The 13,128-nt window shown below is 40.0% G+C and carries 14 protein-coding genes; 2 read left to right on the top strand and 12 right to left on the bottom strand.

Annotation, left to right across the window (positions count from 1 at the left end; genetic code table 11):
• Positions 1-218 precede the first annotated feature (218 nt).
• From cbpA to G476_RS0107905, 4 genes are all read right to left on the bottom strand, one after another.
• A complete protein-coding gene (gene cbpA / locus G476_RS0107920) occupies positions 219-869 on the bottom strand; it encodes a cyclic di-AMP binding protein CbpA (RefSeq protein ID WP_026689630.1) in 651 nt (216 codons plus the stop codon).
• Between the two features lie 344 nt (positions 870-1,213).
• A complete protein-coding gene (locus G476_RS0107915) occupies positions 1,214-1,765 on the bottom strand; it encodes a hypothetical protein (protein ID WP_026689629.1) in 552 nt (183 codons plus the stop codon).
• A 79-nt stretch (positions 1,766-1,844) separates the two neighbouring features.
• On the bottom strand, positions 1,845-2,342 hold the full coding sequence (locus tag G476_RS0107910; RefSeq protein WP_026689628.1) for a L,D-transpeptidase family protein: 498 nt from the start codon (positions 2,340-2,342) through the stop codon (positions 1,845-1,847).
• Positions 2,343-2,399: 57 nt separating this feature from the next.
• The gene (locus G476_RS0107905; protein ID WP_026689627.1) at positions 2,400-2,825 is read right to left on the bottom strand and encodes an organic hydroperoxide resistance protein; all 426 of its coding nucleotides are present in this window, start codon (positions 2,823-2,825) and stop codon (positions 2,400-2,402) included.
• A gap of 181 nt (positions 2,826-3,006) precedes the next feature.
• On the opposite strand from G476_RS0107905, the gene G476_RS0107900 reads away from it, so the two are divergent.
• A complete protein-coding gene (locus tag G476_RS0107900) occupies positions 3,007-3,819 on the top strand; it encodes a LysM peptidoglycan-binding domain-containing protein (protein WP_026689626.1) in 813 nt (270 codons plus the stop codon).
• Between the two features lie 224 nt (positions 3,820-4,043).
• Here the strand turns inward: G476_RS0107900 and G476_RS0107895 are convergent, their stop codons facing one another.
• The 7 genes from G476_RS0107895 to ytvA form a co-directional block, all read right to left on the bottom strand.
• Positions 4,044-4,397, bottom strand: a complete 354-nt coding sequence (locus tag G476_RS0107895) for a DnaJ family domain-containing protein (protein WP_026689625.1) — start codon at positions 4,395-4,397, stop codon at positions 4,044-4,046.
• Between the two features lie 301 nt (positions 4,398-4,698).
• Positions 4,699-5,121 carry a pyridoxamine 5'-phosphate oxidase family protein gene (locus G476_RS0107890; protein ID WP_026689624.1) on the bottom strand — a complete coding sequence of 141 codons (423 nt, stop codon included), beginning with the start codon at positions 5,119-5,121 and terminating at the stop codon, positions 4,699-4,701.
• A 63-nt stretch (positions 5,122-5,184) separates the two neighbouring features.
• Entirely contained in the window at positions 5,185-5,712 is a 528-nt protein-coding gene (msrA, locus tag G476_RS0107885; protein ID WP_026689623.1) for a peptide-methionine (S)-S-oxide reductase MsrA, read from the bottom strand.
• A 274-nt stretch (positions 5,713-5,986) separates the two neighbouring features.
• Positions 5,987-6,982, bottom strand: a complete 996-nt coding sequence (locus G476_RS0107880; protein ID WP_026689622.1) for an aliphatic sulfonate ABC transporter substrate-binding protein — start codon at positions 6,980-6,982, stop codon at positions 5,987-5,989.
• Positions 6,983-7,003: 21 nt separating this feature from the next.
• Positions 7,004-7,780, bottom strand: a complete 777-nt coding sequence (locus G476_RS0107875) for an ABC transporter permease (protein WP_026689621.1) — start codon at positions 7,778-7,780, stop codon at positions 7,004-7,006.
• Entirely contained in the window at positions 7,713-8,561 is an 849-nt protein-coding gene (locus G476_RS0107870) for an ABC transporter ATP-binding protein (RefSeq protein WP_026689620.1), read from the bottom strand. The genes G476_RS0107875 and G476_RS0107870 overlap by 68 nt, the downstream gene beginning before the upstream one ends.
• Positions 8,562-8,925: 364 nt before the next feature.
• A complete protein-coding gene (gene ytvA, locus G476_RS0107865) occupies positions 8,926-9,702 on the bottom strand; it encodes a YtvA family blue-light photoreceptor (protein WP_035186273.1) in 777 nt (258 codons plus the stop codon).
• A gap of 182 nt (positions 9,703-9,884) precedes the next feature.
• Here ytvA and pepF point away from each other — a divergent pair, with 182 nt between their 5' ends.
• Positions 9,885-11,708, top strand: coding sequence for an oligoendopeptidase F (gene pepF / locus G476_RS21490; protein WP_035186271.1), 1,824 nt, complete (start codon positions 9,885-9,887; stop codon positions 11,706-11,708).
• A 59-nt stretch (positions 11,709-11,767) separates the two neighbouring features.
• On the opposite strand, the gene G476_RS0107855 is transcribed toward pepF, so the two are convergent.
• Positions 11,768-12,892: a M20 family metallopeptidase gene (locus tag G476_RS0107855; RefSeq protein ID WP_026689618.1), complete on the bottom strand. Its 1,125-nt coding sequence runs from the start codon at positions 12,890-12,892 to the stop codon at positions 11,768-11,770.
• Positions 12,893-13,128: the final 236 nt, after the last annotated feature.

Here is a 13,128-nt window from a genome sequence, read left to right as displayed (position 1 = left end):
ATTAATCAAATCATTTGCCAATTTTACGTAAATTCCTTCACATAAACAAACATAAAAAGCTGAGAAAAGTGGAAATCCACTTCTCTCAGCTTTTTCAATGTTCAGCAATGTCCATCTCAACTTCTTTGGTGGAGCTTTTTTCACGTTTAGCTCCAACGAACAGATCCAAGTTTATTTCACGCCAGCTATCAGACGCTTGTATCTCGTGCAACTTGTTTTTACTTACTTTCTGCCGCATAGGATTTTTCATTTTCAATGTGTATCACTCTGAAGTGATTGTTTTCGATATGTCGAACAATTTTTTCTAGCTCTTGTTCCGTTGTTTCGCTCGGCAAAGTGACGACACATCGGCGCATAAACGTACGATCACTATCAAGTGTGATGAAGCTCCTTATATCCGTTACTTTCGTGAGTGTGGTTACAATATCATGAAGGGACCCTTTGTACTCCTCCAATGATAACGTGATGGCATAGCTACTATGTCCCACGGCCCAAGCATTCTCAAGGATATCCAAAATCTTACCGTGAGTAAGGATGCCTTTAAATTCATTGTCTTCACCGATAACAGCTAAATATGGAACTTGGCGAATCGTAAAGAAAACACTGAAAAAGGACGCTTTCTCATTAATTGCTTTATCTTTATCTGATAACAAAGAGGTGACCGGTTCATTCGGATCAAGAGAATCTCTGTATAGGTGTTCATATAAGTGGGTTTTATAAATGTTTCCTAGGTATTTACCGTCACCTGATAATACAGGTACACAGCGGAAGCCTGTCTTTTGTATAAAATCCAGTGTTTCCTTAACATTCATTGTTTCATCAACTGTTTTAACATTTCTTTTTTGTAGGTAGTGAGATTTAATCTGCATTGTGATCGCTCCTTCTTTTGTAACGTCTCCCTATTCCATTCGACATAAACCTTCCTATCCCTGCTTTATCACACTAGAATGGTGGTTGAAGTACGAGCCCTTCGCTTTCCGTGGCGGTGCTAGAAAGCCTCAATAGGCACAAACGTGCTTCTTCCTCTGCTGCCTATGCTTTTAGACGTCTGCCTCGAAGCTTATTTGTGATGTGATCCCTCGTATCTTCCATTGCCCCCATGACCACAGGAGTCTCAAGTCCTTCTTCTTCAACTTTTCTTATATATATGCAACAATCCTTACGAAATCAGCGTAAAAAAACAATAGAAGCCGAATTTTGAACGGCTTCAGGGTTACATGGTTGATTTTTCAAGCTTTTGTACTTTGACATATCGCTCATCATACGAGTTGATATTCAATGACTCGCAAATGAAATCAATATTGAGTCCTAAGTCGGATGAAAGCATGACTTTTGCAATGTCAATCGCGGTCGTTTTGTCATCATAATGGCTAACTTCTACTTTCGTCTCGATTTTATACTTTCTCCCTAAACGAAACACGACGGACACTTTCATAAATTCCCCTTCATCCAATTCAGAAAAATCGCTCGTATTAACAAGACGTTTTTCGTCGGCTCGTTTCCATTGATTTCGAATAATATCTTGGATCGTCTCCTCCGTAAACTCTCCTACAATTTCGCAATTTTCATCGTCTAAATCTTTGACAACGATTCTTAAGAATCCATTTGTCCAAATCCAACAATGAGAAAAACGCCCTTCATCAAACTCTTCCTCTTCATCACCATGATCATATAAATGGCTTAAGCAATGAAAACCAAGCTCTGAAAGTTCTTTTGTGGTCTTTATTTGCTTTAGCATCGGTTCTACTTCTACATATTCAGTCATAAGGAACACTCCCGGTAAACATTATTAGTTTTCTATACCCTTACAGGAGTGCTCCTACTCACCTTAGCTTTATTTCTTTCTATGGTCTTATGCTCACCCTCGTACCATTAGGAACAATCGATCCAAGCTCCAAAACATCATTGTTAAACATTCTTACGCACCCTCTAGAGACAGCCTGCCCGATTGAAGAAGGGTCATTGGTGCCATGAATACCATAACTCTTTTTAGAAAGAGATAGCCAAAGTGCACCAAAAGGGCCACCTGGATTGGGTTCGCGATTAACAATAATAAAGTCTCCAATAGGTGTGTCAAACAGCATTCTACCTACAGCTATTGGATAAACAGCTACAACTCTATTGTTTTCATATAACGTTAAAGTCCGATTCGAAATAGACACAAGAATGGAGTATGGGATTTGGTCAGGATCAGGAATTCCAGGAATGATGATCGCCTGTCCTACGAAAATAAGGTTCGGATTTGGTAATTGGTTTGCTTGTAGTATGACTTGGTAGGGAGTTCGGTAATCTTCCGAGATCGAAAATAGCGTTTCTCCTGCTTTAACAATATGTTGGTACATAAAAACCCTCCTGAACACACGTTTTTTAAATGTGTATGTTCAGGAGGGTTTGTTTAGTTATTCTCTTCCGGTTACATTCAACGACACATCAATATTGTTTCTCGTAGCTTTGGAGTATGGACAAAAATCATGGGCTTTATGAGCCAATTCTTCAGCATCTTCTTGGGTAACGCCTTGAATATTAACTTGAAGAGTGACCCCTAGCTTGAAGCCGTCATCTGATTGATCTTTCATTAAACTTACTTCTGCTGTAATGTCCGATTCGATTTCTTTATCGGCGTTTGAAGCAATGAGGTTTAATGCGCCATCAAAACACGCAGCATAACCTGCCGCAAACAGTTCTTCAGGGTTTGTCCCTTCCGTTGTGGCATTATTTCCTTTAGGCATAACTAAATTATGATCCAAAACGCCACTAACGGACTTCACATGCCCTTCTCTTCCACCTTTTGCTGTTGCTTTAGATGTAAACATGACTTCTGACATTATTATCTCACTCCTCGTATTTAATCTACACAGAGTATATGTTTACTTATTTCGCATTTTTTAAACCTCTAATACCGTGAAATGTATTAAAAGCTTTGCTGGAAAATCTTAAGAATTGAAATTCCGAACCAGTCTATTAAGAAAGCTTGGGGCATATTTATGTAGATAGGAGGTGGTTAAAATGGCTATTTTAGAAGGCACTCATATTATTCATACGGTTCAACATGGAGATACACTCTATTCTTTAGCCGTTAGGTATGAGAGTGATGTAGATTTGATTGTAAAAGCGAATGCTCTATACCCCCCTTTTACGGAGAACTACCTCATCTATCCCGGTAGTCAACTGGTCATCCCGAAAAAGGATCTCGATCGCAGTGTAACCTTGTACGCAATCGTGCAAGGTGAAACATTATACTCCATCGGTCGTCTCATTCATGCTAGAGCGGATCTTTTAGCAGGCATGAATGACACCATACAAAACCCTCATTTTGTTTATCCATTTCAACAAGTGATCATTCCGGCTGTCATTTATGAAATTGAAGAAGGTGATTCTCTTTCTTCTATTGCCGGCTCGTTGGGGGTCTCGTTACAAACAATTTTAAATGCTAATCGTTATCGCATGAGCATTTCACCTGATCTGATTTATGAAGGAACGCATTTGATTGTACCTACTCCTTCATCAAAGAATATCGTCGTTTTTGAACCAAGGCCTGGAAGCCTCTTTAGTGATGGAAGTCTTATTACCGGTTTGGCACGTGCCTTCGAAGCAAATGTCTTATATTCGGTTAAAGACGACACTGATCGTATTATCTCAAGAGAACGTTATACAACTGCAGCCTTAGCAGGTCCAGCATACGGTCCTTTTATGGTAAGTGTCCCTTTTGATGAGCGCCCAAGAAGTGAGACGGGAGAACTGTGGGTGTATACAAGAAGTGCTAAGGATGGAGAAATCAACGACCTCGTTAAGGTAAAGGTACGATTCTCCGGAAATTAAAACACCTCATTTTATATGAATGCACTGAAAAAGTTCGATCTTTAACTTTTTCAGTGCATTCATATTTGGCCGGGACCCTTTCTCTTTTGGTTCCGGCTTTTGTCATTTATAAAACCCATTAAATATATTTTTCGAATCATTTAGGGACATTCCTTTTCTCCGTCAAGCTCCATCGCCTACGCGATCAAGGCCCTTTTTTATTTGTTTTTTGGTTCATCCTTCACTTATTGCCAACTACGGTAACGCTGTTCAAGATTGTTCGGACTGATTAGCCCCCGTTGCATGACGGGCGGACATTTTTTATTGTATTTTCTGATTAAGTCGTTGATTTGTTCAATTCTATGGGAGTAATCATCGGGTTCCATGTGATCCTTCAATGCAATAAGAGTCTCCATTTCTTTCATGACCTTTCTTCTTCTTTCAATCCAGTCAGGAACGACGTTTGCACTCTTAAACGTACGATCCAATACGTCCCCTTCAAGAACCTCTCTTTTTAACGGCTTACCTTTCCCTTCAAGGTAGTCAAAATCCCCTTTTCCCTCATGTTTTTTATAAATATCACCAAACCAGTCCTTCATGGAAAAGCACCTCCTACAGTACATATTTTCCATAAGCGACTAAAACTCCTTGTTCCCTTATCTGAATCATTAAATGTTAACAATGAGTATACACTTGCATGATGGAAATTTGCACACTCGCTTTTGTAAGTCATATCAGAAAATGAATAGACAAAACGACTACATCAAAGAAAGAAACGTGTTTGGGGCTAGGCGCACATTACTGGTTCACCTTTTTTTAGAAAAAATAAAAACGGCAGGAGTGTTTCTCCTACCGTTGAAGCACACATTATACGCTTTCCGTCTTCATATCACGTCTAGCTTACAATTCCAGTGTTTGAGGTGTTTCTTCACCATCATTCATCAGCCTGATCGCGGACGGCGAGATTTGCAAAAGGACAAACTCAGGATCGCTTGGTCCATCAAACCATTTTGACATTTTTTCATGCCATACTTTTTCCTTCATGGCTTGATCGTCTTTAATTTCAACTTTTCCTTCAATCTCCAAATAAGGATCCTCATACCCTTCCCCGTCGTATCCGAGAAGAATGTGTACATAAGGGTTTTCCCGAATATCCTCGGCTTTATGAGTCTCTTTATTAGTAGGTGTGTATAGCATTAATCCATCATTAAAAAATGTCATGTACCTGGAATTGGGACGATTGTTTCTAACCGTTGCCAGTGTCCCCACTTTATGGTTGTCAAGTAACGTTTGAATCCGATCTTTTAGTGCATGTTCATTCATGTTTCAACCACTCCTTGAGAAAGATATCTTTACTATTCCTCAAAGAGATTAAAATAAAACCACTCACTTCCAATGTTTATCAATAAAGGCATCTCTTCCGGAACTTACTCTTTCAAGCTTATATTTGGCCGGATTTTTCTTATAGAACTTTTGGTGTTCTTCTTCAGCAGGATAAAAATCATATGCAGGAAGGATTTTAGTTACAATAGGTTCTTTAAAAGGACCCTTTTCTTCCAATACTCTTTTTGATTTTTCTGCTGCTCTTTTTTGTTTCGAGCTATGATAAAAAATAGCAGTTCGATATTGAGGCCCACGGTCAATAAACTGGCCATCACTATCTGTCGGATCAATTTGTGGCCAATATAAATTTAATAGGCAGTCATAAGAGAAAACTTCAGGGTCATAGGTTATTTGAATAGCTTCGTAATGCCCTGTTTCTCCTTCTTTTACTTGTGTATAGCTAGGGTTTTCCACATGTCCTCCCGTATAACCGGATTGAACATCGATAATCCCCGGTAGTTCATCAAAAGGTTTAACCATACACCAAAAGCAACCGCCTGCAAACGTTGCTGTTTCATATCGTGAAGTCATTATAATCACCTAACATCATAGTATCATTTAGCACGTTATCAGTTTATCATACAAAAGCCGATCTCGTCGTCCAATAAACACCCTTTTTAAAAAATTAAACAGTCGTTTAATGTCAGAATATAAAGATATTTTTTATGGGGGGTTATTTATGTTTTATTTAATGTTTGTTTCACTGCCCTTCCCCTTTAACTTTTCTTTGTATAAAAGCAATGCTTCTTCCAAAAACAGCGGTTTTGTTTAAAAAACCGCCACAGAGTGACGGTTTTTTAAACAACTATTCTTCTACAATCCGATCCAGGATCGAAGTGTCTACAAAGCCATCCAAATCGGGCTCATCTTCAATAAAGTTCAATTCATAAGAGGCTGTCGCCCAAAATTGAAGAGCATCTGCGTGGGTTTCGGTTGTAACAACCATACGTTCCCAAGCATTTTCAAGTACTGTTTCCGGAAGTCTCGTTTGAGTCAAATTATATAATGAATCATTAATCGTTTTTAGGGTGTCGTCCGGATCTTCTACTGTGTAATCAACAGCTCGTTTATGAGCAGTCAAGGCCTGCTCCACTTTTTCCGGATTATTTTCCAAAAATTCGTTTGTAGTTACAATGACAACACTTGCAAGCTCTTCACCAAGGAACACGTCATCCCACTCAACAACCACGTTTGCATTATGCTCTTCAACAAGTAGCGTGCCCCACGGTTCCGGCGCTGCAGCAGCATCAATATCACCTTGTTCAAACATCGCCACCATATTTGCCGGAGCCACTCTGGATTGGTGTTCTACCGTTCCACCTAGACGATTAGATTTAAGCCCAATCCCTTCTAACATAATTTCCAACTGTACGTTGTGGGTGCATCCATTACCAGGAGTACAGAATGAATGGCCATCAAGGTCTTCCAACGTGTGAATACCCGAGTCTTCACGAGACACGATTAACGTTGCCCCATTTGCAGCAGCTCCGATAACCACAACGTCCCCCCCTTGCAAGAAGTAATTGATCGCAGGTCCAGGTCCAACATACCCCATATCAATATTTCCGGTACTCAATGCATCAATAAAATCATTTCCATTCGGGAAGTTTACGAAATCAACTTCAGACCCGGTCATTTCTTCTTCAAAATAACCTTTTTCTTTTCCTACGATCGCAGCAGCGTGATCCAAGTTTGGAAAGTACCCAATGTTTACCTCATCTGAAGCTGAGCTCCCTCCGCCTCCACAAGCTGCTAAAACCAATACAGCAGCACCGGTTAGCAGTCCTAACGTTTTCTTCATTTCAGTTCCCCCTTCAATTACTTATGATTGATTTGCGTTTAGACCCCATCTCGATAACACTCGTTTCTCTACTTTGCTGAACACAAAGTATTCTACCGTTAAACCGATTGCAGATATGATAAACATGATTGCAACAACAAGGTCCATATTATAAAAGTCACGAGCATCCATTAACGTACGACCAAGTCCTCCACGACCAATCAATTCTGCAGCCATCAATGCACGCCACCCAAATGCCCACGCTAATCTGGCGCCTGTTAATGCGGACGGAATGGAAGCGGGTAACATCACTTTCCATACTAGCTCTGTTTTTTTGTAGCCCATTGTTCTAGCTGCGCGAATTAAGATAGGCTGAACATTTTTAATACCCATTCGCATGTTCAGGGTCATCGCCCACGTTCCACCGAGGACAACTACGAATAAAATGGCACCTCCACCACCTTGAAACATCATTAAGGCGATTGGAAGCCATACAATACTTGGCACAGGCTGCAAAGCGATTACGAGCGAGCCAAGCGTTTCATCAGCAAGTTTGGATGTAGCAAGAAGAATGCCTAAAACACCACCGATAATGACAGCTAAAATGAAGCCTACCGTTATTCTTTGAATACTTTCAAAAAGGGCAACTCGAAGGATCCCTGTTTCAAAGAAACCTCGGTATAATTGTTCAACTGCTCCAATCGGAGAAGGAAACAACGTTGTCGCCCAAAAATTCGTTTGTAAGTTTACTCTAAATATGATCTCCCATGTTACGATTAGTGCCGTAAAGAAGAGAAGCCTTCTGGCTGTTGAAGTCATCTCCCATCTCCTCCCTCATTACTTTCTCTATTTCACCGCCCAAAATGGACATGATATCTTGTTCAAGTTTTATAAATTCTTCAGAAGCAGGCGTCCTAGGACGGGGTAAATCAACCGGATAGATTTTCCGAATCCCACCAGGCCTAGTGCCCATTAACACAATGCGATCAGACAAGAGAATCGCTTCTCTTATATTATGTGTAACAAAAAGGATCGTCTTTTTCGTTTCTTCCCAGATATATTGGACTTCTTTGTGTAGCATCGATCGCGTTTGTTCGTCGAGTGCCCCAAAGGGTTCATCCATTAATAAAATCTTGGGATTCATGGCTAATGCTCGCGCAATAGCAACCCTTTGCTTCATTCCCCCGGATAATTCATGCGGATAAGAATCCATGAATTTGCTTAAATGTACAAGCTTAAGGTACTTTTCCGCTTCCGCTTGTGCCGCATCTTTATCCATCTTCTTTCTTAGGGCAAACTTCACATTCTCAACGACACTAAGCCACGGCATCAATGCCGCCTCTTGGAAAACCACTCCACGATCGGAACCTGGTTCCGATACGATATTGTCACCGACCTTCACTTCCCCTTCTGTAGCCTTATCAAGACCTGCAACAATATTTAATAATGTGGACTTCCCACATCCGGAAGGTCCAAGCAGGGATACAAATTCACCTGGTTGCACATCCAGACTAATGTCATCGAAAACAGTAAATGATTTTTTTTCTTTGTCATCGTTCACAAACGTTTTCTCTACATTCTTTATGCTCACTCGCTCCATATACAGACCTCCAAATACAAAAAACGTTTAATTCTTATCATCTTACTCGGAATTATCTTCATTAGTATATGACAGTATTTAAATCGGTGTCAATACATATTTAACGATTATCAAAAACGAAGCCCTAACATCTACGTTAACAGGAATACGAATAAACAATATGAGTATTAAACAAAGGCACTTGAAAGACCCCTCGCTTTTTTTCGCGTACAATAGACCTAAATAAAAGGCCCCAAAAAGGAAAAAACCTTTTCAGCGCCTTTTAAGATATTAACGTAACAGGTACACCTTATCAGATACTACCACTAGTAAGTACGAAACATCATTTCTTAGTTTTGTGGCTCACAGATCAAGTCCAAAACGATTACCGGTGTGTAATTGCTTCTTTCACCGTTGCGTAAGTCCTGATTGAAGAAAGGTCAATTTGTAGCTGGGTTGCTTTTATAGCCAAGCGAGATGAAATACCGGTTATGAGCAATTGAGTGCCTAATAGGCGTAGAAGGTCATTTAAATTAAATACTCCGCGAATAACATGTTCATTAAGGTCTGTAAGCCCTGAAAGGTCAAGAATTAATGTATGATCTTTCGATTGCGATACAGCAGAAGTAATATTTTGCAAAATGATCTCCAATCTCCCTTCATCTACATTACCAATTAGCGGAAGTACGGATACCCCGTCTTCAATAGGTACAATCGGAGTAGATAATCTCGACACTTCCTCCAAGTAAGATTGAAGTTTTTCCTTTGATTCTTTGTACTCGGATATGTCTTTTTGAACTCCGATAAAATAATACTTCGCTTCTTTTTCAACATAGACTGGGTCAATATGTAATTCATTCCAGAAGGTTTCCCCATTTTTTCGATAATTCTTTATCGTAACGGTGATTTGTTGTTTTAAATCTATTGCACGTTTCATCTCCGCTATCGTATCCGTTGATGTTTCCGGACCTTGTAATAGCCTACAGTTTTTCCCTAAAAATTCTTTTGGCTCATAGCCTGATATTGCTTCAAATGCACGATTCGCATAAACAATCGGATTGTCTTCCATGTCGGGATCAGTAATAATGACTCCTGCCCTTGTGTAATCCATCGCTTGAATAATCACTTCCAACGACAAATCTTTGGTTATTGTATGTCCCAATTCCGTTTCCCCCAATATCAAACTTTTAAAAATCACCATTCTACTATAATAAGATTATTTGATGTGACTTTCAACAATTACTCATTTAAGCGATCTATTATTCACAATTCTCTTATAATTCACTTTATTTTTATGTATAATATAGAACAATAACAACAGATCAAGAAAGGGGATATATTATAATGGAAGCTACAAAAAGAAAGACAAAGTCAAGAGATCAGGTTCACGTAGGTGAAACGTGGGATCTAACCGATCTATTTCAAGATGATACACATTGGAACAACGAGCTTAAAAGACTTGAAGAAGAAGGACAAGAAATAAGTAGATTTAAAGGGCATCTAATAGAAAATCCAAAAACACTCCTTTTATGCTTACAAGCCAGAGATTCTTTTATCGAAAAGGCTTATAAAGTAGCTACTTATGCTAGCCTAAAACTGGCCGAAGACGGTTCAAATCCTAAAAACCAAGGAAATTATGCCAAAGTTTCCAATAAACTAGCTGAGATTCAAGCGGAGTTGAGTTTCGTCGATTCGGAGATTCTCCAACTTTCAACCGAAACAATCGAAGCCTTTATACAATCGGAGCCTCATTTAGCTACATATAAAAAAGGGTTGTACGATCTTATGAAACAAAAAGAATACACACTTTCGCCAGAAACAGAAAAAGTACTTGCTTCATTAACAGCTGTACACAACGCTCCATACTCCATTTATTCACAAAGCAAGTCGAGTGACATGACGTTTGAGGATTTCGTTGATGGGGATAACAATGAACAATCCATGTCTTTTGCTTTATATGAAGATCAATTCGAATTGAGCCCGAATAAAGATACGAGGAGAAACGCCTACCACTCGTTCACTAAAGGACTTCAAGCCTATCAAAACACATACGCTGCCACTTACGCCCAAGAAGTAACTAAACAGGTTACAACCGCTAAAATTAGAGGTTATGAATCTGTAACTCAAATGTTACTGGCACCACAGGATGTTACTGTAGAAATGTACAATAACCAACTTGACATTATCTATAACAATTTAGCCCCTCATATGCAACGCTTAATGAAGCTAAAGAAAGAAGAGCTTGGGTTGGACGAGCTGAAATTTTGCGATTTAAAAGCTCCTCTAGATCCCGACTTCAACCCGGAAGTGTCCTACGACAAAGCTTGCGAAATGATTCTTGAATCTCTTGAAGTTATGGGCCCGGAATACATGGCGATTATGAAGAAAGCACTCACTAAAAGATGGGTCGACAGAGCTCAAAATGACGGGAAGATGACTGGCGCTTTTTGTTCAAGCCCGTACGGCTCTCACCCTTATATCCTTTTGACCTGGACAAATATGATGCGCGGAACACTGATACTCACCCACGAGCTCGGTCACGCAGGACATTTTTATTTAGCGAATAAATATCAGTCCATCTCCAACGTAAGACCTTCTACTTATTTCGTAGAGGCTCCTTCAACGTTAAACGAATTACTGTTGGCCGATCATTTAATTAAATCCACAAATGATCCACGAATGGAGCGCTGGATTACTTTACAGCTTTTAGGAACGTATTATCACAATTTTGTCACTCACCTTTTAGAAGGCGTATTCCAGAGAAGAGTTTACCAAATGGCCGAGTCTGGTGAAGCCCTCACTGCCGAGTCCTTGTCAAATGCCAAGCTCGAGGTATTAAAGGGCTTTTGGGGAGATGTGGTCACACTCGATGATGGCGCTGCCCTAACTTGGATGAGGCAACCTCACTATTATATGGGGTTGTATCCTTATACGTATTCAGCAGGCCTAACAGCGTCCACCCTTGTGGCCCAAAATATAAAGAACGAAGGGAAACCTGCAGTAGACAAATGGCTTGAAGTCCTAAAAGCCGGAGGTACGAAAACACCTTTAGAGCTCCTTACTCATGCAGGTGTCGATTTATCAAACCCCGATTCGATAAAAGACGCCGTCGACTATGTAGGTTCTCTCGTACACAAAGTAGAAAGAATAACCCCTCCCCTTAAGTAACGAGATTTCGATGACTCTATTAAACAAACAGGCTGTCTGACTATTCAGGCAGCCTGTTCTTATAAATCTCCGATCAAATGTGAAAGCATCGCTGTTCTAACAATCATTTGATCGAGAAAGATGTGTTCATGTAACGCATGAGCACCGTCTCCAAAACACCCTAACCCATCAATCGTCGGAATACCCAAAGCAGCAGTGAAGTTGCCATCACTACCACCCCCAACATGGGATTCTTCAAGCAATAGTCCGACCTTTCTCCCTGCTTCTTTTACTCGCTCAAATAAAATAGCTGTAGAGTCTGTTTTTTCCATTGGAGGTCTATTTAAATGACCCTTAACCGATATTGAAATCCCTTCAGTAACCGGCACCGGTTTTTCTATAATTCTTATCAACCGGTTTGCTTCCTGGTTTGATTTAACCCTGAAATCTATCCTTGCACGTGCGGTATCAGGAATCACATTCAAACGACTCCCCCCTGAAACCACACCCACATTAACTGTGGTTCCTCTTCGATAGTCAGTCAATTCTTCAAGCTTTAGAATCTGGTGGGCGAGCTCTTTTACTGCACTAACCCCTTTTTCGTGATCAATTCCGGCATGAGCCCCCCTCCCCTTTATATAGTAATCATAAAGACCAATGCCACTTCTGGATGTCTTTATTGCACCTGTTTCTGACACAGGAGGTTCAAGCACTAAAACAACTTGACTTTTTTTTGCTTCTGATTCAATAATGCTTTTTGATGTTTGGCTCCCTACCTCTTCATCACTCGTGCACAAAAACACAACTTCTTTTCCCTGCAAACCTCCACAAGCCTTTAATGCCTTCACAGCCCATATTCCTTGAACAATACCACCCTTCATATCCATTGCACCAGGCCCAAAGATTTTTCCATCCTTTTTATATGTCACTAACCTACCTTGATCCCAAACCGTGTCCACATGTACTAAAATAAGGATTCGTTTACGCCCTTTACCCACCTTCACTCTAAAATGATCCCCCCGCTTGAGTTGGGGATAAACCACAGACGTTGCCCCTAAGTGCTTTTCAAACATTTTCATAAGTATGCCGCTACATTTGTCTACCAACTCTTTTCGATATGTCGGAGACTCCGCCCTCAAGAGTTGTAGTAAATCCCTCTCTTGCTCTACTGCATAAGACGTTAAATAATCCAAATACACACTCACATCCGACCCTCCCTTCCCATACTCCTTACTATATCTATTCCATACACCCCAATATCTTCGCATATAAATTTATGTTCTTTATACAGAACTCCCCTCTATATTTTTTCAATATAATTTCATTCTCTAAAAAGAACGGCTGTATATATGATCGGATTATTTCCCGAAGTAAAAAAAGCAAAGTCTCGAAATTATTTCCCGTCACCCTATATATATTTGTATTATATTCGTATCATTCT

The organism is Alteribacter aurantiacus DSM 18675 (assembly GCF_000429705.1).
GTDB classification, from domain to species: Bacteria; Bacillota; Bacilli; order Bacillales; family Salisediminibacteriaceae; genus Alteribacter; species Alteribacter aurantiacus.
The sequence above is the reverse complement of the archived record's forward strand: the minus strand, read 5'-3'. Positions and strand labels throughout refer to the sequence as shown.